This window comes from Corynebacterium sp. HMSC06D04 (assembly GCF_001807315.1).
Taxonomy (GTDB): domain Bacteria; phylum Actinomycetota; class Actinomycetes; order Mycobacteriales; family Mycobacteriaceae; genus Corynebacterium; species Corynebacterium simulans.
On the sequence record NZ_KV788525.1, the window covers coordinates 1 to 24,365 of the forward strand.

The window sequence follows — 24,365 nt, forward strand, 5'->3', positions numbered from 1 at the left end:
CCCCCCGCCGCGCCCGCCGCGCCCGCCGAGGCCGCCGGCTCCGGGGCCTCCGCACCGGCGGCGAGCGGCACCGGCACGGGTTCGGGGAAGGCCGAGTTCCCCATCGAAGTCCGCGTGGACGGCAACCGCGAAGGCCTGCGTTTAGGTTCCACGGCAAAGGTCAAGGTCGTCACGCACGAGGACAAAGACGCGCTGACGGTTCCGCTCAGCGCGCTCATCGATGGCGACAAAGCCGTGCTCGTCGTTTCCGACTCCGGCACCATCGAGCGCCGCGACGTGAAATTGGGCACCCGCACCGATTTCGAAGCCGCCGTCACCTCTGGCCTCCACCGCGGCGACCGCGTACTCACCCAGGGCGCGGCCCACGAAGGCGACGTAGGCCAACAGGCATCCCTGCCCGACGCAGCGAGCGGAGAGAAATGAGCCTCATCGACATGCGAGGCATCGTCAAGCGCTTTAACGAAGGCACCGATGCCGAAATCACCGTCCTGCCCGGCTGCGACTTTCAGATGGAGCCCGGCGAGTTCGTCGCCGTCATTGGCCAGTCCGGCTCCGGCAAATCCACGCTCATGAACATCATTGGGCTGCTCGACCGCCCCACCGCAGGCGAGTACTTCCTCGGCGGTGAGGACGTCTCCACCTACGACGATGACGCGCTCGCCCGCCTGCGCGCCGACAAGCTTGGCTTCGTCTTCCAGAACTTCAACCTCATCGGCCGCATCACCGCACTCGCCAACGTGGAGATGCCCATGGTCTACGCCGGCGTGCCCCGCCGCGAACGCGCCCGCCGCGCCGCCGAGCTCCTCGACCTCGTAGGCATGTCCGAGCGCGCCAGCCACCTGCCCAACGAGCTCTCCGGCGGCCAGAAGCAACGCGTCGCCATCGCCCGCGCGCTCGCCAACAACCCGGAGGTCATCCTCGCCGACGAGCCCACCGGTGCCCTTGACTCCCAGACCGGCCGCCTCGTCATGGACCTCTTCCACGAGCTCAACCGCGAGCGCGGCACCTCCATCGTGTTTATTACCCACAACCCGGAGCTTGCCGCCGAGTGCTCGCGCACCGTAACCATGACGGACGGGGTGCTGAAATGAATCTCACCGAATCTTTGCGCATGGCGCTCACCTCGCTGCGCACCAATAAGATGCGCTCGCTACTCACGCTGCTGGGCGTCATCATCGGCATTGCCGCCGTCATCGCGATCCTCACCCTCGGCTCCGCGCTCAAGGGCCAGTTCACCTCTGACCTCGACAAGGTCGGCGCCAATAACTTCCAGGTCCAGGTCAAGGAACGCACCGACGAAGGCGAGACCGACTACCACGTCGAATCCTCCGTCGACGACCCCGATTCCCTCCTCACCCCCGAACAGCTCGAGCAGGTTCGCACGGCACTCGCGCCCGACGTCGAGAGCGTCATCATCGGCGAATCCGACACGTATCCGGGCGACCTGGAGTTGGAGGGGGCATCGGAAAGCTCAGCGGTGATGGTGAAACCAACCAACCCGGACTACGTGACGGCCTCGCAGTTCACCGTCCGCACCGGCCGCGCGCTCACGGACGACGACATCGCGGCCGACCGTGCCGTGACCATGCTCTCCGCCACGACCGCCACCGAGCTCTTCGGCGACGCCGACCCGGTGGGCCAGACACTGAATTTTGCCCCGCTCGACGGCACGGATCTGGAGCTCACCGTCATCGGCGTCTACGACACCCCCGACACCGGCGCGCTCATCGGTGGCGGCGAGGCCGAATACGCGCTCGTGCCCTATACTCTCGCTGCCCAGCTTTCCGATGCCCCTTTAGCCGGCGAGGCCTTTTCCTCCGTGTCCCTGCGCGCGGCGCCCGGCACGGACAAGGCCGCGCTCGGCGCGCGGCTCCAAGCGGCCTTCGACTCGATGTACGCCGACAACGAGGAATACCGCGTCGAGGTCACCGACTTCAGCAAGGACCTCGCGAGCCTCAACCAGCTGCTCACGGCGTTGTCCGCGGCAATTGCGGCAATCGGCGGGATCTCGCTGCTCGTCGGCGGCATCGGCGTTATGAACATCATGCTGATTACCGTCACGGAGCGCACGCGCGAGATTGGCGTGCGCAAGGCGCTCGGCGCGCGGCGGGGTGACATCCGCCTGCAGTTCGTGACGGAGGCCATCATCGTGTGTCTCATCGGCGGGCTCATCGGCGTGGTGCTCGGCTCTGTGGCGGGCATGATCGGCTCGTCGCTCATGGGCTACTTCGTGTTCCCGCCGCTCGGCGCGATTGTGGTCTCGCTGCTCTTCGCGCTCGCCATCGGGCTCTTCTTCGGCTACTACCCCGCCGGCAAAGCGGCAAAACTCGACCCGATTGAGGCGCTGCGCTACGAGTAGCCTGGCTGCATAATTCATTTCGGCAACGACTACAACGAAACCGCCCATCCCGCCGTCCTCTCCGTGCTCGCGCCCGCCGCAGCCGTGTACTTCATGGTGGGCGGCACGCAGGTCAACACCCCGGCCCAGGAGGCCGGGCTCTCGAGCAAGTACGTCTGCCAGTTCTTCGAGGAACACGACGGCCTACGCGCGGTGCGTTTCTGCACGTCCTGGTCCACGCGCGACGAGGACGTCGACGCGCTCTGCGCCTCCATCGCCCAACTCTAGGTCTACCCCTGTTCGAATACCCCTGTTCGACAAATACATTGGACAATCGGTTGCAGGCTTTCCGACGCCTCCTTAACCTCCGTGGCATGACCGTCTCCATCTTCGATGCCCTTGCTCTCGGCGTCGATTCTCTCAAGGAAGCCGCCGGCCTCACCGTGGCTGAACTCCGCGACCGCGGCCTGACGCTCGCCGACGCCACGTTCATCCACCCCTTGGCCGCCGTCTATTGGCGCACTAAGCCCAAAGGCATCGCCGAGGCCCGCAAAGCCGCCCGCGCTGCCGGCCACAGCCTGCGCGTGCTCGCCCGCATCGAGGTGCTCGCCGCGCGCTGCGACGACCCTAACGCCGCCCGCATCACCTTGTGTGGAACCGCGGAGACCAAGCTCGATGAGGTCGGCGCGAGTCTTGCCAAGCCGAAAACCCGCGTGGAGTCCGCCCGCCATACCTATGGCAAAGACGGCTGGCACCGTTTGGTGATTAACACCCAAGACCCGTGGCTGATGGACATGCTCAGCGCGCTGCCCGGCGACGACCTGCTCGACGGGTTCAAACAGTTCGTCGCCGACGGAGAACAAATTCAGGCCCCAGCCCGTGCTGCGCACGTAGTTATTCGTCTCGACGAGCATGAGGAGTACCTCGCCGAGGGCAAGCTCATTCGTGCCACGGATGGCACGGTGCGCCCGGCTCGTTTGCTTGTGCAGGAGAAGTTGGCGGAGGTCGGCTACGTTACGTTGGTGACTGATTGGGGTGAGCCGGTGGATTGCTTTAAGTCGACGCCGATCTTCAACGAGAAGCAAACACTCATGGCGTTCGCGCTGCATCCGCAGTGTATTCACCCGGGATGTGTGACCCCGGCTCTGTTGTGCGAGCGTGACCATTTCATCCCGCGGAACAAGGGCGGCGACACGAACGTCGCGAACCTTGTGCCGCTGTGCCGGTTCCATAACGGACGCAAGGCCGACGGGGATTCGTATACCCACGATGCCAAGGGCAATTACTGGTACGTCACGCCCTACGGCAAGCGCTACCTCTGCACCGTGGACTAACCCCCACAAACGACAACCCGCCCCGAAAGGCGGGTCATTCGACATGCCGTTTTAGTTTTTCGTGCCGCCGAAAACGTCGGACATGGCGGTGGCGTCGAGGGCCGCATCGATGTCAGTGACCTCGTTAGCGGTGAGCACGATGTCGGCGGCGGCGAGATTCTCACGCAAATGCTCGGGCTTGCGGCTGCCGGGATGGGCACCGCGCACTTCGCGATGAACTGCGCACCGAGCTCCTCGCCCACTCCCCGCTGCTGGCGTTTAGCACCCATGTGTCCAGGCTCCGCCCAAACCGCGTGTCCATCTCGCTTACCGATGCCCCCGGCCCGCACGCCGCGGCGCCCACGCGCGAACTCTACGAGGCGCTCGTTCGCGACTAGGCTGATTCGACGTGAAGCCACAACATACTCCTGCCGAACGCCGCGCTGCCGGCAAAGCAGCCCGCAAGCACACCCCGCGCCGTACCCTCGGCTCGTGGCAGCCTGCCGAGGACCGCGACCCTTTGGGTATCATCCACGCGCAGGCTCCGGCGCGCGTCGCGGAGCTGCTGCCGCTGCGCTACGCGCGGATGGGGGAGTCGGCGTTCGCGTTCTACCGCGGCGGAGCGGCGATTATGGCGGCGGACCTCGCGTCGTTGGCTACCTCGGGCATCACGGTCCAGGCCTGCGGAGACGCGCATATCTCGAACTTCGGGCTCTTCTCTGCGCCGGATCGGCGCACGGTCTTCGACCTCAACGATTTCGATGAGACGTTGCCCGGTCCCTGGGAATGGGACGTTGCGCGACTGGTGACCAGCGTGGAAATTTGCGCGCGCGAGCGAGGCTTTGATCCGGAGGAGCTTGTCGAGTCCACCGTTGCCGCCTACCACCGGGCAATGTCTCGTTTCGCGGACATGGGCAACCTCGACGTGTGGTACACACGCTTCGAGATGGAGGCGACACTCGATGAATTCGGTGGACGACTGGGCAAGAAGTCCGTCAAGAGCGTGCGCAAGCTCATCGCGAAGGCCCGTGCCAAGGACAGCCAGCGTGCGGTGGGCAAGCTCACAGAGGTCGTCGACGGGCAACGCCGCATTATCTCGGATCCGCCGGTGCTCGTGCCGCTGCGTGATCTCGTGGAAGGCCCCGAGCGCGAGCTTGCCGATGCCGTCGTGCGCGAAGCGCTGAGCTCCTATCTCGCCACGCTCGCACCAGAGCGAGCCAGCTTGCTGCGTCAGTACCGCTACCAGGATGCAGCGATGAAGGTCGTGGGCGTGGGCAGCGTGGGCTTGCGTGCGTGGATGGTGGTGTTCGAGGGCAACGGCGAGCACGACCCGCTTGTGCTGCAAATCAAGGAGGCGCGGCCGTCAGCACTCGCGCCCTATCTCCCGGCAAGCGAGTACGCTCATCATGGTCAGCGCGTCATCGAGGGCCAGCACGCCATCCAGGCGACGGCGGATATCCTGCTCGGCTGGACGCAGGTGGGCGACCACCACTTTTACGTGCGCCAACTTTGGAATGGCAAGGGTTCCATCGATCTCGATGACCTCAGCGCCGAGGAACTCAACGCGGTCGCCGTGCTCTCCGCCGTCACGCTCGCCCGCGCCCACGCCCGGACCGGTGACCGACTAGCCATCGCGGGTTATCTGGGTAAAGGTACCGCCTTCGAGCGCTCCGCCGCCCGGTTTGCGCGGGCCTATGCCGACCAGAACGAGGCCGACTGGCAGGCGTTTCGCGCCGAATTCCTCTAAAACGCGCACAGCGCCCCGCCGAGATCGGCGAGGCGCTGCGGGGCGGGCGGGATTATTCCCACTCGATGGTTCCTGGCGGCTTGGAGGTGCAATCCAAGACCACGCGGTTGACGTCCTTGACCTCGTTGGTGATACGGGTGGAGATCTTCTCCAACACGTCATAAGGCAGGCGGGTCCAGTCTGCGGTCATGGCATCCTCAGAAGACACCGGACGCAGCACGATTGGGTGGCCGTAGGTGCGGCCGTCGCCTTGAACGCCGACGGAGCGGACGTCGGCAAGCAGTACCACCGGGCACTGCCAGATCTCACCGTCTAGGCCAGCATTGGTCAACTCGGTACGTGCGATGAGGTCTGCCTCGCGCAAGGTCTCCAAACGCTCTTCAGTAACCTCGCCGATGATGCGGATGCCCAGGCCCGGGCCCGGGAACGGCTGGCGCGCCACGATTTCCTCGGGCAAGCCCAGCTCGCGGCCCACGGCACGCACCTCGTCCTTGAACAGCAGACGCAGCGGCTCGACGAGCTCAAACTCGACGTCGTCAGGCAGGCCGCCCACGTTGTGGTGGGACTTGATGTTCGCCGTACCGTCACCGCCGCCGGACTCCACGACGTCCGGGTACAGCGTGCCCTGGACGAGGAAGTCAACGGAGGAACCTGCGGGGGCGTCGTTAAGCACGCCTGCAACAGCACGCTCGAAGGAACGGATAAACTCCGCACCGATTGCCTTACGCTTGGCCTCCGGCTCGGTAACGCCGGCGAGCTTGGCAAGGAACGCCTCGCGTTCGTCTGCGGTGACGAGCTTTGCGCCTGTCGACGCCACGAAGTCCTTCTCCACCTGCTCACGCTCACCCGCGCGCAGCAGGCCATGGTCGACGAAGACACAGGTCAGACGGTCACCGATAGCGCGCTGCACCAACGCGGCAGCCACAGCGGAGTCCACTCCGCCGGACAGGCCGCAGATGGCGCGGCCTTCCGGACCAACCTGCTTCTGGATATCAGCGATGAGCTGCTCCGCAATGTTGTCTGCGGTCCAGTTCTGCTCGAGGCCTGCGACCTCGGTGAGGAAGCGGGTAAGCACTTCCTGGCCGTGCGGCGAGTGCAGTACCTCTGGGTGGTACTGCACGCCTGCCATGCGCTTTTCAAGGCACTCAAAAGCCGCCACCGGCGCACCCGCCGAGGAGGCAGTAACCTCGAAGCCTTCCGGAGCCTCGGAGACAGAGTCGCCGTGGGACATCCACACCTTGTGTGTGGCCTCGAGGCCCTGGTGCAGGACGCCGCCGGAAACGTTGACGTCGGTGCGGCCGTATTCACGAGAGCCAGTCGAGGCGACCTTGCCGCCGAGCGCTTGGGTCATAGCCTGGAAGCCGTAGCAGATGCCGAAGACCGGGATGCCCAGCTCAAGCAGCTCGGGCTTCAGAGAAGGAGCGCCGTCCGCATAAACAGAAGACGGGCCGCCGGAGAGAATCAGAGCGACCGGATTCTTGGCCTTGATTTCTTCCACGGTGGCAGAGTTGGGAACAACCTCGGAGTAGATGTTGGCCTCACGGACGCGACGTGCGATGAGCTGCGCGTACTGAGCGCCAAAGTCCACAACGAGGACTGGACGCGGAGTAGTGGTTGGGTTAGTCACGCGCTACAGTCTAGCCCATTGAACCGCCTTTAAATACGGGTACCCCAGTTCGTTGTGGGAAGCGGTGGCCGCTACACTTCGAGCTCTGGCGCGCGGGCGAGCGCGTGCTGCGTTGCCGTGGTTAAAGCGGCGCGGACGTTGCCGTCTGAAAACTCGTCACTCGGATAGTTCCGCGCACGAGTGAGGTCGAGGCGAGGACGCGGGACTCCGCTTCGTCGGAAAGCGCAAGCATTCGACCTGCATATTCTGCCAAAATCTCACCTTGCTCGGTAAGCCGGATACGCCGCCCGACGTCACGTTCGCAGTGCGCGAGTTGCTGCGAGATAGCGGAGTACGTGTACCGCAAAGCTTCCGCCACTGCGGTTACGGTTCCGAGGCGTTGCAGCTCGGTGCGGCGCTCGCAGTGCAGCTTTTCGACGACGGCGGCACCTGGGACCGCGAGCAGTGGCTCGCCGCAGCCGCGCTCGGACTCTCGCTGGGCATGATGAACGGCTTCTTCTACGCGGCCATCGCGCTGATTATCATGGCCTCGGTACTACAGACGATGGTGCTTGCGCGCGGCACAAAACCGAAACTGCGACGGGTGCCAAGGAAGGCACACCGCCGCAGTCGGGCAAAGGTCGGTTAGCGTACTGCCAGGCCAACCTTCTGGAAAGACTTCAGATCCGTGTAGCCGCACTTAGCCATCGCACGCTTGAGCCCACCGACCAGATTCAGCTGGCCGTGTGGCTCATTAGACGGGCCGTGCAAGATGACCTCGAGCGAAACCTGCTCCGGCTCCGATAACGGCGCGTATCCTGCCGCGATGAGGTCCATGTCCGCAGCCTCGATGACGCCGCGTGGGAAACGCGGGTGGCCAGCCGTCGACGGCCAGTAGTAGCCCTTTCCGCCTGCCTCTGCAGCGCGGGCCAAAACCGGGCCCAAGACCACAGAATCAGCGCCGCAGGCAATCGCCTTGGCGATGTCAGCGGAGGTGTAGATGTCGCCGTCGGCAAGCACGTGCACGTAGCGGCCGCCGGTCTCGTCGAGGTAGTCGCGGCGAGCGGCAGCGACGTCGGCAATGGTGGTTGCCATCGGCACATCGATGCCCACGGTCTCGGCGTTGGTATTAACACCAGAGCCCACGATGATGCCGGCAGCGCCAGCACGCATCAGGTGCAATGCGGTGGTGTAATCAGCCACGCCGCCAGCGATAACTGGCGTATCGATGGAACCGATGAACTCCTTCAAGTTCAGCGGCTCCCCGCCCTGCTGCACGTGCTCCGCGGAAATCAACGTGCCCTGGATGAACAGGATCTCAGCACCCGCCTTGATGACCACCGGTGCCAATTCCCGCGCGCGCTGCGGCGAAACACGCACCGCCACGGTCACGCCGGAGTCACGCACCTGTGCGATGCGCTCTGACAACAGCTCCTCATTCAGCGGCGCTGCATGCAGCTCCTGCAGCGTGGAAAGGTCAAAAGGATTCTCGGTGACCTTCGCCAAGGCTGCCTCTAGGTCCGCGTGACGGCCCCACAGGCCCTCCGCGTTGATGACGCCCAAGCCGCCCTGCTTGCCCATCTCGATGACGAACTCGGGCGTAGCCAACGCGTCGGTTGGGTGGGAAACCAGCGGGGTATCGAAGGTATAGGCGTCGATGTTCCAAGTGGTGTCGACGTCTTTAGAAGAACGGGTACGGCGGGTAGGGACCAAGGAGATCTGATCAAGATCGTAAGTACGGCGTGCCTCACGGCCGATACCGATTTCAACGTAATCGCGCATGTTCTCTTTCCTCGAAAGATTCGTTTAGCGGTAGTTCGGAGCTTCGATGATCTGCTGCAGGTGGTGCGGGTGAGATTCCTTCAGGCCCGCCGCGGTGATCTGGACGAAGCGCTTGGTCTTCAGCTCCTCGATGGTGGCCGAACCGGTGTAGCCCATGGAAGCGCGCAAGCCGCCGATGAGCTGGTGCACAATGGCATCGATGTCACCGCGGAAAGGAACGCGACCCTCGACGCCCTCCGGAACCAGCTTGTCCTCGCTCTTAACGTCGGCCTGGAAGTAGCGGTCCTTGGAGTAGGAGCGCTTCTCGCCGGTAAGGCCGCGGCCCTGCATAGCGCCCATGGAGCCCATGCCGCGGTAGCGCTTGTATTGCTTGCCCTGGACCACGACGATATCGCCAGGCGCCTCGGTGGTGCCTGCAAACATGGAGCCCAGCATGACGGTATCTGCACCGGCAGCCAATGCCTTGGCGACGTCGCCGGAGTACTGCATGCCGCCATCGCCAATGACCGGCACGCCAGCTGGACCAGCCACTGCCGCAGCTTCCATGATGGCCGTAATCTGCGGAGCGCCAACGCCCGCGACGACGCGGGTGGTGCAGATGGAGCCTGGGCCGATGCCGACCTTGATAGCGTCCGCGCCGGCCTCAATCATGGCCTTCGCCGCCTCGCGGGTAGCGAGGTTGCCGCCTACGACGTCGACCTTGGAGCCGAAGTCCTTCTGTACACGGGAAACCATCTCCAGCACGCGGTTGTTGTGCGCGTGAGCGGAGTCGACGACGAGGACGTCAACGCCGGCGTCGACAAGCGCGCCTGCACGAGCATAGGATTCCTCACCCGTGCCGATACCCGCTGCCACCAGCAGTCGTCCGGAGGAATCCTTGGAGGAGTTCGGGAACTGCTCGGTCTTTACGAAGTCCTTGACCGTGATCAGGCCAACCAGCTTGTTGTCATCATCGACGATAGGAAGCTTCTCAACCTTGTTGGAAGAAAGCAGCGCCAGCGCCTCCTCCTTGGCCACGCCCTCCTTGGCCACAACCAGCGGCATAGGGGTCATGATCTCGGAGACTTTGCGGCCGAAGTCCGGCTCGAAACGCATATCGCGGTTGGTGCAAATGCCCAGCAAGGTGCCTTTGTCATCGACGACCGGCAGGCCAGAAATGCGGAAGCGTGCGCACAGCTCGTCGACTTCCTGGATGGTCATATCCGGGCTAGCGGTAACAGGGTCCGTCACCATGCCTGACTCAGAGCGCTTGACGATTTCCACCTGGGTTGCCTGATCCTCAGTGGACAGGTTGCGGTGCAGGACGCCGATACCGCCCTGGCGTGCCATGGCGATTGCCATGCGCGCCTCGGTAACGGTATCCATGGCGGCAGAAGCCAGCGGAACGCCGAGACGAATGTTGCGGGTGAACTGCGCCGAGGTATCCACCTCGGACGGAACGATGTTGGATTCTGCCGGCAGCAGCAGAACGTCATCAAAAGTCAAGCCGTACAGGGCTACCTTGTTTGGGTCATCGCCGCCGGTGAGAATGTGATTATCGCTCATGGGTTAAGGACACTCCTTAAATAAGGCCAAGATGGTTTCGCGGTAACCACAACTGTAGTGCTTAAAGCACCCCGAATGGTAGCCGGGCCGCCCCGTAAGAAAGGTATGCAAGCCCCTATGAGGAATTGCCTAAAGGGGGTAGAAGTTTATAGGCTCGCAAAGGTGAACTTCTTCGCCAATATGCCACGCGACCCATTCGCAGACGATCCCAACGATCCCGCTTCCTTCCTGGAGGAAGACGAGCAGGTCATACCTTTGTCCGAGGAAGAACGCTTGGCTATCATCCACGACCTCGCCTTGGTGCAGGAATTCGCACGCGTGCTGGGCCCGCGCGGAATCGACGGCATCTTCTTTCTGTGCGAGGATTGCGAAGAAAACCACTTCTACGAGTGGGACATCATGGCTGCAAACATGCGCGCCACTTTGGACGGCGAACTCGCCCCGGTACATGAGCCAGGCGCGCAGCCGGACCCCACGCGCTATGTTCCGTGGGATTATGCGCTCGGCTACATGGACGGCCTAGACGCCCGTTAAAAAGAAATTCCCTACCTCGCTGTGAGGCAGGGAATTTTTTAATACTGCTGGTTTACTGCTGCTGGTTTTCGCCGAGGTAACCATCAGGGCCTTGGCCCTCAGCGGTGTCCGTGGCGACTGAAGTTGGTTCGGTCTGCTCGCCAGTTTCCTGCGAGGGCGTATCCGGAGCCACAACCGTAGAGGTGATGGTCTGGTATTCCGTTACGGTTACCGGCGCTGGCTCTGGGCTAGATGCTGGGACTTCCTTTTCCAGGGTCTCCGTCGCAGTTACCGTAGAACGCGCTGCGGGGAATGGCTTGGTAGCCGGCGTGGCCGAGGGCTTTTCCGCGGAGGTAGGCTCCGGCTGCGAGTTGCGTGATTCGTCGATGATACGGCGCGCTTCATTAAGCAATTCGCGAGTGCCGGCCATGTCGCCATTTGCGGAACGACGGTCCATTTCCTCGAGCGTGCCTGCAAGCTCCACGGAGGAAGCATCCGAGCTGCCAAACATGGACTTGTGCACGTCGTAGAGCGGAGAACCAGGGCCTGCGTTGTAGACGGCAGTACCAGTACCGGCAATGACCAAGGTCGCCGCCGCTGCACCAATTAGGCCGTTGACGAAAGGCCGCGAACGACGCCTCTTGGAGGCCGCGGCCAGAGAGATAACCTCAGCTTCCTCGTCGGCGCCTTCGATAACCGGAGCTGGCGGCATTTGCTTTTCGACGTCGTCACGCAGCTCGAGAAGCAAGCCCGCCAACTCGTCTTCCCCAGCAGAAGGGTCCTGGCCCTGAGAAAGGCTAGTCAGGAATGCGTCATCGTCGACCAAAGGCTGCAGTTGCTCAGAGATATTGAGCTGTGGCTCATCCTTCTTCGCCATGATGGCCTCCCTTCCTTGAATGAGATATGGACATATGAGATTTGAGAAGATACGCGCTTGCGCTATTGACCAGAAGCGCCGATAGCCTTGCGCAGTTGTGCCAATGCTCGATGCTGCGCCACGCGTACCGCACCCGGTGTAGATTCCACGATTTCCGCAGTCTCCTCGGCTGTAAGGCCCACGAACACGCGCAAGATGACTATGTCTCGAGCTTTGTCACTTAATGTATCGAGCAACTCCCGCACTCTGTTACTACCATCCGTGACCAGCGCAGATTCCTCTGGATTTGCGTCTTTGGCCGCGCTTTCCGGGACTTCCTCGGCGGGGTTGGAGTGGTCTCGACCCATGGCGCGGTGCGCATCGGTGACCTTGTTGAAGGCAATGCCATAGACGTAGGCCATGAATGGGCGGCCCTTATCCTCATAGGAGTCGATGGATGTGGCAACAGCGAGGCAGATTTCCTGAGTGACGTCTTCTGGCGTGGGTTGGCGCCCGCCGCCGATGCGTGCGCGGCAGTAGCGCAGCACCTGCGGGTGGATAATCCGCATGATCTTCTGGAGTGCGCGACGGTTGCCGTCAGCAGCTAGCGGCACGAGGTCCGCTAGCTCTTTATCGGTATCGCTCACTGTTTTTCCTTGGGGTTTTCCTTGGGGTTTGCTGCTTTAGTTTTCGCCTTAGCCCTTACACCCTAGCCCGTTCGGGTGGATTTATATCCTTTTACTCCCGGCGCGCCAAAAGTTCATACACCGTTTACCTTTGCTGTTCGTGCAGTTCAGACCCGCTAAAAATGCCCTCCGCGTAAAGAATCCATATAGCGTAAACAATCCGGTAACCATTCGTTTACCACGTGCGTCGAAACTTCTAAATCGTCTTATTCCTCCATTGCGCGAATTCATGCGCGCAGGGTATTTACTAAAGGAGTTTTGAACATGTCTCAGCCCCATTCACTTCCCGGCCCTAACGCTGACTTTTGGGATTGGCAGCTGCAGGGTGCATGCCGAGGAGAGAATTCGGACGTGTTTTATCACCCAGACGGCGAGCGTGGCCGCGCTCGCGCCCAGCGTGAGAACCGCGCTAAGGCAATTTGTCAGTCCTGCCCGGTCCTCGAGCTATGCCGCGAGCATGCGCTAAGTTCCGCGGAACCGTACGGCGTGTGGGGCGGCATGAGCGAATCCGAGCGCGTGGCTGCTTTGCGCACCCGCGCTACGGTCACCGTTTAGGCCACATATTCAGCGAGGTAGCGCCCAGTCACAGAGGAGGCGTTGCCGGCGAGTTCACGGGGGCTGCATGCGGCAACCAACCCGCCACCTGCGGAGCCTGCCCCGGGGCCTAAATCAATGATGTGGTCCGCGTGTGCGACCACAGCTAGGTGGTGTTCCACGCACACCACGGTGTTGCCTTCCTCGACCAGGTGGTCGAGCAATTCGAGCAGCTTATCGACGTCCGCCAAGTGCAAGCCCGTCGATGGCTCATCCAACACCAAAACATCAGCCTGCGCCTTCTTATCCGCCATGTGGACGGCCAATTTCAGGCGCTGACGCTCACCGCCGGAAAGGGTGTTGAGTGGTTGGCCCAAGGTGATATATCCCAGCCCCACGGCGACCAGGATCTCACAGACCTTCTTCGCAGCGGCAACTTTATTTTCCGCGAAGTAAGCCGCAGCCTCAGCAGCTGGCGTTTCCAATACGTCGGCGATGTTTTTGCCGCCTAGCTCGTAACGCAGCACGTCTTCGGAAAAGCGCCTGCCTTCACAGACCTCACACGGCACGTCAGCGCCGTCCATGAATCCGAATTCCACGTAGATGACTCCCGCACCATTGCAATTTGGGCACGCGCCTTCGGAGTTCGCAGAAAACAGGGCAGGCTTGACGACGTCGCTTTCAAAACTGTTCGCCTTCGCAAACGCCTTGCGGATGGAGTCCAACGCGCCGGTATACGTCGCGGGGTTGGAGCGACGCGAGCCTTTGATCGGGGTTTGGTCGACGAAGAAGATGCGTTCTTGGACTTCTTCTGGCAGGCACGCCAAAAGCGAGGACTTACCGGAACCGGCCACGCCGGTAATCGCGCTGAGCACCCCGAGCGGGATGTCTACGTCGATGCCGCGTAGGTTGTTGCGCTGGGCGTTATGGATTTCGATGGCGCCCGAAGGAGTGCGAGTTTCTTCCTTGAACTGGGCGCGGTCCGCCAGGTGGCGGCCGGTTAAGGTATCCGCCTCGCGCAGTTTATCGACGGAACCGGTAAAGACCACTTCCCCACCCTGGCTGCCAGCGCGGGGCCCTAAGTCGACGACGTAATCGGCAATAGCGATGGTCTCCGGTTTATGCTCCACCACGAGAACGGTGTTTCCCTTATCGCGCAGCTGCAGCAAGAGTTTATTCATCCGTGCGATATCATGCGGGTGCAGGCCGGCGGTGGGCTCGTCGAAGACATAGGTGGCGTCGGTAAGCGCGGAGCCCAAGTGACGTACCATTCGGGTGCGCTGCGCCTCGCCGCCTGAGAGCGTGCCCGTGGCACGACTCAAGGTAAGGTAGCCCAAACCGATTTCCACCGCATTAGCCACCGAGCGCCTAATCGAGGCCAGCAGCGGCGCGGCGGACGGGGCGTCGATGGCAGAAAGCCACTCGTCGAGCTCAGTAAGCTCCATGTCGGAGACATCGGCGATGGACTTGCCTGCAATAAAAGATTCGCGGGCATGCTGCGCCAGACGTGTGCCGCCGCAGTCGGGACAGTCCGCGAAGACCACTGCGCGTTCCACGAAGGCCTTCATATGTTTTTGGAGGCTATCTTTGTCCTTCGACAGCACGGAGGCCTGCAAGCGCACAACAAGACCTTGGTAGCTCATGTTGATGCCGTTGATTTTGGTCTTGACGTCGCTCAGGTAATACAGCGCGTGTTTTTGCTCCTCTGTGAAATCCTCGACCGGCTTATCTGCCGGGTACAACCCTGACTCTGCGTAGGCCTTCCACAGCCAGGAGCCGACTTTCATGCCGGGGTACAAGATGGCGCCGTCGTTTAGGCTCAAGGACTCGTCCACGACTTCTTTCAGGTCGATTTGCGAGGCGCGGCCCATGCCCTCGCAGGTCGGGCACATTCCACCGGTCCGCTCAAAACGGCGAACCTCTTTCACGCCATTGACCTCGATAGCGCCCTGCCCGCTGGCGGAAGGAACGTTGAAGGAATACGCCGCCGGGCCGCCCACGCGCGGAGAGGCAATGCGCGAGAAAAGCACGCGCAGAGCGCCGGTGATATCCGTTGCGGTACCGAAAGTGGAACGCGAGTTGGCTGCCATCCGCTCCTGCCCCACCACAATGGCGGCGGTAAGGCCACTGAGCTCGTCGACGTCGGGATGGGCCTGGGATTGCATAAAGCCCTGCACGAAACCCGGGTAGGTCTCGTTGATAAGCCGCTGAGATTCTGCAGCGATGGTTCCGAATACGAGAGAGGACTTGCCAGAACCAGAGACACCGGTGAACACGGTGAGTTTCCGCTTAGGGATATCGACGCTTATCTCTTTGAGATCATTATCGCGCGCGCCGACAACGCGGATGAATTCTTGATTGTGCACCTAGCCATCCTAAGACGAAACCCCGGGCCTCCACGTGGGAGACCCGGGGTGATTCGCGGCTAAAAATTAGTGGTGATGGCCGTGGGAAGCAGCGGGAGCTTCTTCCTCAGCCGGCTTTTCCACTACGGATGCCTCGGTGGTCAGAACCATGCGAGCAACGGAGGTGGCGTTAACCACTGCGGAGTGGGTGACCTTAACAGGGTCGATGATGCCCTGCTCCAGCAGGTTGCCGTACTCCAGGGTGGCGGCATTGAAACCGTGGCCATTCTCGAGTGCGGAAACGTGGTCAACGATGACGGAGCCGTCCAGGCCAGCGTTCTGCGCGATCCAGTAAGCCGGGCGGGTCAGCGCGCGGGATACGGAGAGCACGCCGGTCTTAGCCTCGCCCTCGAACTCCTCGGCAAACCTTTCCAGTTCCTTGGAGATCTGCACGAGTGCGGAACCGCCGCCTGCGATGACGCCCTCGTCGACGGCCGCGCGGGCAGCGTTGATGGCGTCCTCGACGCGCAGCTTGCGCTCGTTAACCTCAGTCTCGGTAGCAGCGCCGACGCGGATGACGGCAACGCCGCCGGACAGCTTCGCCAGACGCTCCTCGAGCTTCTCGCGATCCCAGGTGGAATCGGTGCGCTCGATTTCGCGGCGCAGCTGCTCGCGACGCTCCTCCACAGCGCTAGCTTCGCCAGCGCCGTCAACGATGACGGTGTCTTCCTTGGAAACCGTCACGCGGCGGGCAGAGCCCAGTACCTCGAGGCCAACCTCGTTCAAGTTGATGCCTACCTCCGGGTCCACAACGGTGGCGCCGGTGACAACGGCCAGGTCATCCATGAAGCCCTTGCGGCGCTCGCCGAAGTACGGGGCCTTCACGGCGGCAACCTTGAGCACCTTGCGGATGGAGTTAACAACGAGCGCCTGCAGCGGCTCGCCTTCCACATCTTCCGCGATGATCAAGGTAGGACGCGACGACTCAGCAATCTTCTCCAGCAGCGGCAGGAAGTCCGGCAGGGAGGAGATCTTGTTGCGGACGAGGAGGATGGCTGCGTCGTCAAGCACTGCGTTGTAGGTCTCTTCTTCCGTAGCGAAATACGGAGAAAGGTAGCCCTTGTCGAAGGAAATGCCCTCGGTAACGTCCACGGAGGACTCGATGGATTGGGATTCCTCGACGGTTACGACACCGTCCTTGCCCACCTTGTCCATGGCGCCAGCGACCATCTCGCCGACCTCTGGGTCACGGGAGGAAACGGTTGCCACCTGCGCGATTTCCGACGCCGAGTTCACCGGCGTTGCGCGCTTCATCAGCTCTTCGACGGTCTTTTCCGCCGCCGCAGCGATACCGCGGTTCAGCTCAACTGGGTTGGCACCAGCGGCAACGTTGCGCAGGCCTTCAAAGATGAGCGCCTGCGCGAGCAAGGTTGCGGTAGTGGTGCCGTCACCGGCGATGTCGTTGGTTTTCACGGCCACGGACTTCACCAGCTGTGCACCGAGGTTCTCAAAAGGCTCCTCGATGTCGATGTCACGGGCGATGGTCACGCCGTCGTTGGTGACGGTGGGGCCGCCGAAGGCCTTGGACAGCACAACGTTGCGGCCGCGGGGGCCGAGGGTGACCTTGACTGCGTCGGCAAGCGTATCAACGCCGCGCTGGATGCCCTCGCGAGCTTCCTGGTCAAATGCAATCAGCTTTGGCATGAAGGCCTACTTCTCGATGACTGCGAGCAGGTCACGTGCGGACAGCAGGAGGTACTCCTGGCCGTCGTACTTCAGCTCGGTGCCGCCGTACTTGGAGAAGATTACGGTGTCGCCCTCGTTGACGCCGACCGGAACGACCTCGCCCTTGTCATTGGTGCGGCCTGGGCCGACGGCGATGACGGTAGCCTCCTGCGGCTTTTCCTTAGCGGAGTCTGGGATAACCAGGCCGGAAGCGGTGGTGGTTTCTGCTTCTACGATCTGGACGAGAACCTTGTCCTCAAGTGGCTTGATGTTTGCCATGGTGATTCCTCCGAAATTTGAATCAGTTAGTTGTATGTGCCGGTTGTGAATGTCCAGCACAGCCGTCGTCGCGGGTGAACAACTGTGGGTCAAACAACCTTCCTAGCACTCTACCCTTGCGACTGCTAACCCTCAACAAACTCCGGAGGCGCGGCGAAGCCTATAAAACTTAGACGGACTTTTCAGAATTGATGACCGCCGCGCGCCAGAGGCCATACTCTTCTGGGTAGTCTTCGCGGTAATTGCTAACGGCACGGATACCGTGCTCGACTGCCTCGATGACCTCGTCGAAGTTCTCAGACTCACCGTCTGCTTCGACGAAGATGACCGGACCACTAATAGCGCGGATTGGGTCCTGCAGGAATGCCGAGTTACCGGTATCGGCAGCATTGCGCGCCAGGGAGGCAACCGGATTCGGCTCCGCGCCCTCCGCCTTGGCATTGGGGTTAAAAAGCGCGGCATAGGTGGAACCGTCGTCTTGGAACACGACGGCGACGCGGTCTTCGGTGGTGCCGCCCAGGAACTGGTTGGCGTGCTCAAGATCGAATTCGATCTTGCGGCGGGTCAAATCTGGATTAACGAGAAAACCGGTGGTCATGATGGGGTAAGGCTCCTTCAATAGCCAGTAGGGCAATATCGCTTCCGCACATTACCGTCGCTTTAACTACCCCGCATCCGGAGGAAGGCAAACTTTTGGTGAACGTTAGTCTGCGCTAACGAGCGGGACTTCAACCTCAAGCTGGGTATCGGTGCCGCACGCCAGGCCGGAAGGCTCCGCCCCTTCATGAATAAGCTGCGCCGCTACGGCCGCAATCATCACGCCGTTGTCGGTGCACAGCTTAAAACGCGGCACCCGCAGCTCGATGCCCGCCGATTCACAACGCTTGGCCGCCAGTTGCCGCAGGCGCGAATTCGCAGCCACGCCACCGCCCAGCAACAGCACCTTGGCGCCGGTGTCCTGGCAGGCCCGCACGGCCTTCGCGGTCAGCACATCCGCCACGGCCTCCTGGAAGGAAGCGCAAATATCCTCGATGGATACGACGCGTCCTTCCTTCTCCGCCTTTTCCACGTACCGCGCCACGGCGGTCTTCAAGCCGGAGAAAGAAAAGTCATGGCGATGCACGCCGCGCAGATCCTCCGCACGCGAAAGGCCCCGCGGAAAGTCGATGTTGGCCTCGCCTTGCGCAGCCAGCTTGTCGATGACCGGTCCTCCCGGATAGCCCAGCCCCAAAAGGCGGGAGACTTTGTCGTAGGCTTCGCCGGCGGCGTCGTCAAGCGTGCTGCCCAATTCCTTCATGGGCTTTCCCACCGCCTCAACCTCAAGCAGCTGGGTGTGGCCGCCGGAGACCAAAAGCGCCACTGCGTGCGGCAGCTGTTCACCTTCGAGGTTGGCCACTGCTACGTGCCCGCCCAAGTGATTGACGCCGTAGAAAGGCACGCCCCAGGCGGCCGCATAGGCCTTCGCCGCGGAAGCGCCCACCAGCAAGGCACCCGCCAGGCCCGGCCCCACCGTCGCGGCAACGGCATCCGGCTTGGAAATCCCCGCCTCCTCCAGTGCTGCGCGCATCACCTGCGGCATAGCCTCCAGGTGGGCACGCGAGGCGATTTCCGGAACCACGCCGCCGAAGCGAGCGTGCTGCTGCATCGACGAGGCAACGCTGTCAGCCAGGATTTCCATATTGCCGTCCGCGTCCAGCTCGATGATTCCTACACCGGTTTCGTCGCAGGAAGACTCGATTCCGAGGATTTTCACTTCGCGGTCCTTTCGCTTTTACGCGGGCGGAACATAGTGTGCGCGTCCGCGCCTGAAGGTTGATAGTAATTGCGGCGGATGCCGGTCTTAATAAAACCGTAGGCTTCGTACATGGAAATGGCGGGATCGTTGCCCACACGAACCTCGAGAAAAACCGGGGCGTCTTTCAGGTCAGCGATATAGACGATGTTATCCATCATCATCCTGCCCACCCCACGGCGCTGCATCGCGGGATCGACGCCGATGGTATGAATTTCGAATTCCGGGTCGGTAACAGGTCCCATCATGCCGATGCCGGCATAACCAACCAATACGTCCTCGTCTTCCACGCCTAGATAAAAGGTGTGACCGTGTGCGATTTCCTGCACGAAGGCCTCCGCCGGCCACGGCCCTTCCCCTGCAAAAAGCACTTTCTCCAGCTCCGCGCAGCGCTGCGCATCGACGGCGGTTAGTTCGCGCAGCTTCACAGACTTAGCCCGGAAATGTCGGGAAGGGCGGCTGAGCGCGGCTTTGGCTTCGGCGGCACGGCGTCTGGACGACGCAGGTACAGCGGGGTCAACGGAGCTGGCGTCGCGGAAAGGTCGGCGACGGCAACCAAACCGGCCGGGCGCGGATTCGCCGCCACGTGCGGCAGCGCCTGCAGGGCCTCGGGCAGCTTTTCAACCAGGTTACCTGGGATAACTACCGCTTCCACCTCCACGGCTATCTCGCCCGGCTTGACGACGCCCGGGCCTTCCACCCGCACGCCTTCTGCATAGGTCGCCCAGTAGATTTCCTTACGCCGTGCATCGGTTGCCACGAGGATGCGCCTATCCGCGCCGTGTTCGGCAGCGATGGCGTCGTGGGAGCAGACGCCGTGGACCGGGATACCGAGGGCGTCGCCAAGCGCGGATGCGGTGGCCATACCTACGCGCAAACCCGTAAACGGGCCCGGGCCACACCCCACGACAATTGCGTCCAAATCGGCAAAGCCCATTCCCTTTTCCTCCAGCAGGCGCTGGATGGTGGGAATCAACTGCTCGTTATGCGCGCGGGTATCGGTGATAATCCGCTCGCTGACCGCACCGGATTCGGTATCTACTACACCGGTAACCAGGTCAGTCGTTGCGGTATCAATGCTTAAAACCAGCATTAGGCGCCCAGCTTCCAGGTATCGCCTTCCTTGATAAATGGCAGCAGAGACTGGGTGGCAGCAGGCTGCAACGGCTGGCCCGTCGGGCACAGGTCGATCTTTTCGCGGTTGAGCTTCTCTGCGTAGAACTCATTGTTGCCGCCGATGGCAACGAAGTAGTTGGTGTCCGCGTCGACGTCTTCATCAATGCCCAAGGCTTGCGGGTCGATGCCGTACATCTTCTTGATCTCATCCAACTTGGTGCCAGCGCAGATGGTGGTCATGCCCTGCCAGTTACGGCCCAGAACCTCGCTCGGAGCGACGGCGCTGACAGTCAAGTTGGTCTTATCGAGGGAGTCGACAGCGCTTTCTAGGGTGCGCTCCACGGGTGGCTGCTCACGCATGCTCGACAGCGCAATCATCGCGCCCAGGGCGATGATGAACAATCCGATGAGGAATGTGGTGATGAATTGACCGACCTTGGTCATATTGAAAGCGCTCCTTGCACGTCATATGGGGGGTTAGTTGACCCCGCTTATCCTACAAGAAGGCAGTTAACCTACCCAGTTCCAGGTAAACACGCGAGTATCGTCTGCGGCCTCACGGTTGATGTTGATCAGCAAAAAGGCCTCCGCGAGCTGGTCCATGAAGCCGCCGCCCCACTCGGCGACGACGACGGCGTCGTCAAGCTCGGTGTCCAAATCCAGCGCGTCGAGCTCGCCTAGGGGATCGTCGGAGTGGTCCAGCAGGCGGTAAGCATCGACGTGGACGAGCGACGGGCCGCCGACGGTCGAGCGATGCTCGCGGGCGATGACGAAAGTCGGCGAGGTGACGCGGCCTTTGACCTGCATGCCTTCGGCAATGCCTTGGGTGAAGGTGGTCTTGCCTGCGCCTAGCGGGCCGTCGAGGATGACGAGGTCGCCAGCCTCAAGCGCCGCCCCCAGTTCCTTTCCCAGCTCGCGGGCGGCTTCGGCAGTAGCTACCTGCTTTTGGCCCTGCTGCGGAAACTGGCTACGCATGCCCGATTCCTCCCTCAAAGTGGCGGGCAGTGCGGCCAGTGGGACGGCAGATGATTTCGTAATTGATGGTTCCGGTGGCCTCCGCCAGATCCGTCGCGCTCAGGCCGCCTTCGCCGAAGATAATGGCTTCGTCGCCTTGCTCGACGCCGTACTCGTTCTCACCCAAGTCCACGACAATCTGGTCCATGCACACGCGGCCCACCTGTGGGTAAAGCTTGCCGCCGATGCCGACCTTAAGCCTGCCCTGAAAGTTGCGCGGCAAACCGTCGGCGTATCCGCACGGAATCGTGGCCAAAAATCCCGGCTTCTCGGCCTTCCACGTGAGGTTGTAGCAGGTGCCCTCGCCTGGCTGAATCGGCTTGACGTTGACGACGCTCGCCGCCCAAGTCATCGCCGGCTTCAAGCCGTGCTCGAGGCCGGGGATCGGCTCCAGGCCATAACAAGCCAAGCCCGGACGGACCATCTCGAAATGGGAGGAAGGTCGGTCCAAAACAGCCGGGGAATTGGCCAAGTGATTCACTGGGCATTCCAGGCCTGCAGCCCGGGCCCGCTCCAGCGCGCGGCGAAAATTAGCTTCCTGCTCGTCGTTGAAGGGATTATCTGGCTCATCCGCGCACGCAAAATGCGACATGAGGCCTAGAACCTCGACCTGCGGGGCGTCGCGAAGCAATGCGAAAGTAACATCCCAGTTCGCTTCCTCCACGCCGGAGCGATGCAGACCGGTTTCAACCTTGATATAAACCTGCGCCGGAATCTCCGATTCCACCAAGCGGCGCGCGTGTACCAAGGAGGGCACTGCAATGTGGATGCGGCACGCCAAAGCTTCCGCGATTTCCTGCGTGGAGTCCCAAATCCACGCCGCAATCGGCTGATCGATTCCGCTACGCCGCAGCTCAATGGCCTCTTTGAAAGTCGCCACACCGAAAGCATCCGCACCCGCACGCGCCATCACTGGCGCGACTTCTTTGACGCCGTGGCCATAGGCATCCGCCTTCACCACGCACATGAGCTGCGCGGGAGCCACCTTTTTCTTTAACAAAGAAACATTGTGGGCGATGGCGTCAAGGTCGATTCTGGTACGAAGCATGGGTCTATTGTGCCACTGCACTGGTGTGCAGGACTAACGCAGCAGCACGCGGCGCGGATTTCTCGTGCGGTTAAAACGCAAAATCCGGAAGCACCCACCATAAGGCGAGGGGTACTTCCGGATTTAAAGCGAGCTTTTACTCGACGGTGACGGACTTAGCCAAGTTACGCGGCTGGTCGACGTCGTAGCCCTTTGCGGTGGCAACGCCACAGGCGAAGATCTGCAGCGGAACCGTGGCCAACAGCGGCTGCATCAGCGTCGGGGACTGTGGAATGCGGATGACGTGGTTAGCATATGCCTCCACAGCATCGTCGCCTTCTTCAGCAATAACGATGGTGATTGCGCCACGGGCACGGATTTCCTGGATGTTGGATACGACCTTGGAGTGCAGGGAATCGCGGCCACGCGGGGAAGGAACGATGACGAAGACCGGCTGGCCCTCCTCAATGAGCGCGATTGGGCCGTGCTTGAGCTCGCCGGCAGCGAAGCCCTCGGCGTGCAGATATGCGATCTCCTTCAGCTTCAGCGCGCCCTCAAGCGCAACTGGGAAGCCAACGTGGCGGCCCAAGAAGAGAACGGACTCGGCGTTTTGCATGGAGTTAGCAAGATCGGTGACCTGCTTCTCGTTGTCGATGACTGCTTGGACCTTCTCCGGCATATCGCGCAGCTCCTGCAGAACCGCGTTTACTTCGTCGGCGAACATGTTGCCGCGCAGCTGCGCCAGGTACAGGCCGAGGAGGTAGGTCGCGGTGATCTGCGCCAAGAAGGCCTTGGTGGAAGCAACGGCGATCTCCGGGCCGGCGTGGGTGTACAGCGCAGCGTCGGCCTCGCGAGGGATGGAAGAGCCCTGGGTGTTGCAGATAGCGATCACCTTGGCACCCTGCTGACGGGCGTGGCGCACCGCCATCAAGGTATCCATGGTCTCGCCGGACTGGGACAAAGCGACGACCAAGGTCTTCTCGTTGACGATCGGATCGCGGTAGCGGAACTCGTGCGCCAGCTCGACCTCGGTTGGGATACGGCACCAGTGCTCGATTGCGTAACGCGCAACGTGGCCTGCATAAGCAGCGGTACCGCAGGCGATGACGATGATCTTATCGATGGACTTCAAAACCGTCTCATCGATGTGAACCTCGTCCAGGGTCAGCTTGCCTTGGCCGTCAAAGCGGCCGAGCAGGGTGTCACGTACAGCAGCTGGCTGGTCGTGGATCTCCTTTTCCATGAAGGAGTTGAAGCCACCCTTTTCTGCGGCAGCTGCGTCCCACATGATTTCGAACGGCTTGCCCTGTGCAGCGTTGCCTTCGTAGTCAGTGATGGAAACTTCGTCAGCAGTGATGGTAACGACCTGGTCATTTTCCATCTCGACGGCGGACTTGGTGTAGTCGATGAAGCCGGAGACGTCGGAGCCCAGGAAGTTCTCGCCCTCACCCAGGCCAATGACCAGCGGGGAATCGCGGCGGGCGGCAACAATGCGGTCAGCCTGCTCGGAGTGGATTGCCAGAAGGGTAAAAGCACCTTCCAGGCGCTTGCCGGTCAGCTGCATCGCCTTGGTGAGGTCACCTGCAGCTTCATTGTGGAAAATATCGCCCAGCAGGGTGGCAGCAACTTCGGTGTCGGTCTCGGAAACGAAGTTATAACCCTTGGAGGTCAGCTCGGCCTTCAGCTCAGCAAAGTTCTCGATGATGCCGTTGTGAACAACTGCCAGCTTGCCGCCGTCAACTACATGCGGGTGGGCGTTCAGGTCGGTCGGGCCGCCGTGGGTTGCCCAACGGGTATGTCCGATGCCCAGGACAGAGTCCTGCAAAGGGCGGGAAGCAATTTCTGCTTCGAGGGCAGCAACTTTGCCGGCCTTTTTGCGCCAGCTAATTTCGCCATCGACGTACATTGCGACGCCAGCAGAGTCATAGCCTCGGTACTCAAGACGGCGAAGGCCTTCCAGCACAACGTCCAGGGCATAGTATTCACGGCCACTGGATGCGTGACCTACGTATCCAACAATTCCACACATAAGCCTCGATCCTACCTCATAGGAATTGGAACCTCTTCACTGCAAAGTTAAAGCTTTTCTCTCACCGCTAACCGCGAAAGAAAACCCGCATTCTGAACCATCAATATGGCTTATCCCC

At 61.7% G+C, this 24,365-nt stretch carries 26 protein-coding genes and 1 pseudogene; 9 read left to right on the top strand and 18 right to left on the bottom strand.

Annotated elements, in window-relative coordinates; translation table 11 throughout:
- From HMPREF3155_RS12975 to HMPREF3155_RS00915, 5 genes and pseudogenes are all read left to right on the top strand, one after another.
- A pseudogene (locus tag HMPREF3155_RS12975) lies at nucleotides 1-423 on the top strand (hypothetical protein); the annotation flags it as partial.
- Nucleotides 420-1,091, top strand: a complete 672-nt coding sequence (locus HMPREF3155_RS00900; RefSeq protein WP_061920640.1) for an ABC transporter ATP-binding protein — start codon at nucleotides 420-422, stop codon at nucleotides 1,089-1,091. The pseudogene HMPREF3155_RS12975 and the gene HMPREF3155_RS00900, both read left to right, overlap by 4 nt.
- Complete coding sequence (locus tag HMPREF3155_RS00905; protein ID WP_061920638.1) at nucleotides 1,088-2,359, top strand: ABC transporter permease; 1,272 nt, start codon at nucleotides 1,088-1,090, stop codon at nucleotides 2,357-2,359. The genes HMPREF3155_RS00900 and HMPREF3155_RS00905 overlap by 4 nt, the downstream gene beginning before the upstream one ends.
- A 63-nt stretch (nucleotides 2,360-2,422) precedes the next feature.
- Nucleotides 2,423-2,626 carry a hypothetical protein gene (locus HMPREF3155_RS13095; protein ID WP_061920637.1) on the top strand — a complete coding sequence of 68 codons (204 nt, stop codon included), beginning with the start codon at nucleotides 2,423-2,425 and terminating at the stop codon, nucleotides 2,624-2,626.
- Nucleotides 2,627-2,664: 38 nt separating this feature from the next.
- The gene (locus tag HMPREF3155_RS00915; protein ID WP_141741017.1) at nucleotides 2,665-3,672 is read left to right on the top strand and encodes an HNH endonuclease signature motif containing protein; all 1,008 of its coding nucleotides are present in this window, start codon (nucleotides 2,665-2,667) and stop codon (nucleotides 3,670-3,672) included.
- 51 nt (nucleotides 3,673-3,723) lie between these two features.
- On the opposite strand, the gene HMPREF3155_RS12980 is transcribed toward HMPREF3155_RS00915, so the two are convergent.
- Nucleotides 3,724-3,879 carry a hypothetical protein gene (locus HMPREF3155_RS12980; RefSeq protein ID WP_168161755.1) on the bottom strand — a complete coding sequence of 52 codons (156 nt, stop codon included), beginning with the start codon at nucleotides 3,877-3,879 and terminating at the stop codon, nucleotides 3,724-3,726.
- Between the two features lie 181 nt (nucleotides 3,880-4,060).
- Here HMPREF3155_RS12980 and HMPREF3155_RS00920 point away from each other — a divergent pair, with 181 nt between their 5' ends.
- Nucleotides 4,061-5,398, top strand: coding sequence for a DUF2252 domain-containing protein (locus HMPREF3155_RS00920; protein ID WP_070432347.1), 1,338 nt, complete (start codon nucleotides 4,061-4,063; stop codon nucleotides 5,396-5,398).
- Nucleotides 5,399-5,450: 52 nt separating this feature from the next.
- Here HMPREF3155_RS00920 and guaA read toward each other — a convergent pair whose 3' ends face one another.
- Both guaA and HMPREF3155_RS13355 read right to left on the bottom strand, forming a co-directional pair.
- Complete coding sequence (gene guaA / locus HMPREF3155_RS00925) at nucleotides 5,451-7,025, bottom strand: glutamine-hydrolyzing GMP synthase (protein WP_062042179.1); 1,575 nt, start codon at nucleotides 7,023-7,025, stop codon at nucleotides 5,451-5,453.
- Nucleotides 7,026-7,146: 121 nt separating this feature from the next.
- A complete protein-coding gene (locus HMPREF3155_RS13355) occupies nucleotides 7,147-7,278 on the bottom strand; it encodes a hypothetical protein (RefSeq protein ID WP_256374585.1) in 132 nt (43 codons plus the stop codon).
- A gap of 9 nt (nucleotides 7,279-7,287) precedes the next feature.
- On the opposite strand from HMPREF3155_RS13355, the gene HMPREF3155_RS13410 reads away from it, so the two are divergent.
- Nucleotides 7,288-7,653 carry a hypothetical protein gene (locus HMPREF3155_RS13410; RefSeq protein WP_062042182.1) on the top strand — a complete coding sequence of 122 codons (366 nt, stop codon included), beginning with the start codon at nucleotides 7,288-7,290 and terminating at the stop codon, nucleotides 7,651-7,653.
- On the opposite strand, the gene HMPREF3155_RS00935 is transcribed toward HMPREF3155_RS13410, so the two are convergent.
- Nucleotides 7,650-8,786, bottom strand: a complete 1,137-nt coding sequence (locus HMPREF3155_RS00935) for a GuaB3 family IMP dehydrogenase-related protein (RefSeq protein ID WP_070432348.1) — start codon at nucleotides 8,784-8,786, stop codon at nucleotides 7,650-7,652. The genes HMPREF3155_RS13410 and HMPREF3155_RS00935 overlap by 4 nt on opposite strands.
- Before the next feature lie 24 nt (nucleotides 8,787-8,810).
- Nucleotides 8,811-10,331: an IMP dehydrogenase gene (gene guaB / locus HMPREF3155_RS00940; RefSeq protein ID WP_062042188.1), complete on the bottom strand. Its 1,521-nt coding sequence runs from the start codon at nucleotides 10,329-10,331 to the stop codon at nucleotides 8,811-8,813.
- 162 nt (nucleotides 10,332-10,493) lie between these two features.
- Between guaB and HMPREF3155_RS00945 the strand changes: the two genes are divergently transcribed.
- Complete coding sequence (locus tag HMPREF3155_RS00945; RefSeq protein WP_070432349.1) at nucleotides 10,494-10,865, top strand: DUF5319 domain-containing protein; 372 nt, start codon at nucleotides 10,494-10,496, stop codon at nucleotides 10,863-10,865.
- Nucleotides 10,866-10,917: 52 nt separating this feature from the next.
- On the opposite strand, the gene HMPREF3155_RS00950 is transcribed toward HMPREF3155_RS00945, so the two are convergent.
- Together HMPREF3155_RS00950 and HMPREF3155_RS00955 are read right to left on the bottom strand one after the other, a co-directional pair.
- Nucleotides 10,918-11,721 carry a hypothetical protein gene (locus HMPREF3155_RS00950; RefSeq protein ID WP_210385628.1) on the bottom strand — a complete coding sequence of 268 codons (804 nt, stop codon included), beginning with the start codon at nucleotides 11,719-11,721 and terminating at the stop codon, nucleotides 10,918-10,920.
- 62 nt (nucleotides 11,722-11,783) lie between these two features.
- Nucleotides 11,784-12,347: a sigma-70 family RNA polymerase sigma factor gene (locus HMPREF3155_RS00955; RefSeq protein ID WP_070432350.1), complete on the bottom strand. Its 564-nt coding sequence runs from the start codon at nucleotides 12,345-12,347 to the stop codon at nucleotides 11,784-11,786.
- Between the two features lie 303 nt (nucleotides 12,348-12,650).
- Between HMPREF3155_RS00955 and HMPREF3155_RS00960 the strand changes: the two genes are divergently transcribed.
- Nucleotides 12,651-12,941, top strand: coding sequence for a WhiB family transcriptional regulator (locus tag HMPREF3155_RS00960; protein WP_061920616.1), 291 nt, complete (start codon nucleotides 12,651-12,653; stop codon nucleotides 12,939-12,941).
- On the opposite strand, the gene HMPREF3155_RS00965 is transcribed toward HMPREF3155_RS00960, so the two are convergent.
- From HMPREF3155_RS00965 to glmS, 11 genes are all read right to left on the bottom strand, one after another.
- Nucleotides 12,938-15,286 (bottom strand): ATP-binding cassette domain-containing protein, encoded by a 2,349-nt coding sequence (locus HMPREF3155_RS00965; protein WP_070432351.1) that lies wholly within the window; start codon nucleotides 15,284-15,286, stop codon nucleotides 12,938-12,940. The two genes, HMPREF3155_RS00960 and HMPREF3155_RS00965, sit on opposite strands and share 4 nt — an antisense overlap.
- A gap of 66 nt (nucleotides 15,287-15,352) precedes the next feature.
- The gene (groL, locus tag HMPREF3155_RS00970; RefSeq protein WP_061920613.1) at nucleotides 15,353-16,969 is read right to left on the bottom strand and encodes a chaperonin GroEL; all 1,617 of its coding nucleotides are present in this window, start codon (nucleotides 16,967-16,969) and stop codon (nucleotides 15,353-15,355) included.
- 6 nt (nucleotides 16,970-16,975) lie between these two features.
- Entirely contained in the window at nucleotides 16,976-17,275 is a 300-nt protein-coding gene (gene groES / locus HMPREF3155_RS00975; protein WP_269465448.1) for a co-chaperone GroES, read from the bottom strand.
- A 163-nt stretch (nucleotides 17,276-17,438) separates the two neighbouring features.
- Nucleotides 17,439-17,867, bottom strand: coding sequence for a hypothetical protein (locus tag HMPREF3155_RS00980; protein ID WP_062042197.1), 429 nt, complete (start codon nucleotides 17,865-17,867; stop codon nucleotides 17,439-17,441).
- 105 nt (nucleotides 17,868-17,972) lie between these two features.
- Entirely contained in the window at nucleotides 17,973-19,022 is a 1,050-nt protein-coding gene (gene tsaD / locus HMPREF3155_RS00985; RefSeq protein WP_070432352.1) for a tRNA (adenosine(37)-N6)-threonylcarbamoyltransferase complex transferase subunit TsaD, read from the bottom strand.
- On the bottom strand, nucleotides 19,019-19,489 hold the full coding sequence (gene rimI, locus HMPREF3155_RS00990) for a ribosomal protein S18-alanine N-acetyltransferase (protein ID WP_061920604.1): 471 nt from the start codon (nucleotides 19,487-19,489) through the stop codon (nucleotides 19,019-19,021). The genes tsaD and rimI overlap by 4 nt, the downstream gene beginning before the upstream one ends.
- A complete protein-coding gene (gene tsaB / locus HMPREF3155_RS00995) occupies nucleotides 19,486-20,154 on the bottom strand; it encodes a tRNA (adenosine(37)-N6)-threonylcarbamoyltransferase complex dimerization subunit type 1 TsaB (RefSeq protein WP_062042203.1) in 669 nt (222 codons plus the stop codon). Before tsaB ends, rimI begins: the two co-directional genes overlap by 4 nt.
- Nucleotides 20,154-20,621 (bottom strand): hypothetical protein, encoded by a 468-nt coding sequence (locus HMPREF3155_RS01000; RefSeq protein ID WP_061920600.1) that lies wholly within the window; start codon nucleotides 20,619-20,621, stop codon nucleotides 20,154-20,156. The genes tsaB and HMPREF3155_RS01000 overlap by 1 nt, the downstream gene beginning before the upstream one ends.
- Nucleotides 20,622-20,687: 66 nt before the next feature.
- A complete protein-coding gene (gene tsaE / locus HMPREF3155_RS01005; RefSeq protein ID WP_061920598.1) occupies nucleotides 20,688-21,152 on the bottom strand; it encodes a tRNA (adenosine(37)-N6)-threonylcarbamoyltransferase complex ATPase subunit type 1 TsaE in 465 nt (154 codons plus the stop codon).
- On the bottom strand, nucleotides 21,145-22,239 hold the full coding sequence (gene alr / locus HMPREF3155_RS01010; protein WP_070432353.1) for an alanine racemase: 1,095 nt from the start codon (nucleotides 22,237-22,239) through the stop codon (nucleotides 21,145-21,147). The genes tsaE and alr overlap by 8 nt, the downstream gene beginning before the upstream one ends.
- 136 nt (nucleotides 22,240-22,375) lie before the next feature.
- A complete protein-coding gene (gene glmS, locus HMPREF3155_RS01015) occupies nucleotides 22,376-24,247 on the bottom strand; it encodes a glutamine--fructose-6-phosphate transaminase (isomerizing) (RefSeq protein ID WP_061920595.1) in 1,872 nt (623 codons plus the stop codon).
- Nucleotides 24,248-24,365: the final 118 nt, after the last annotated feature.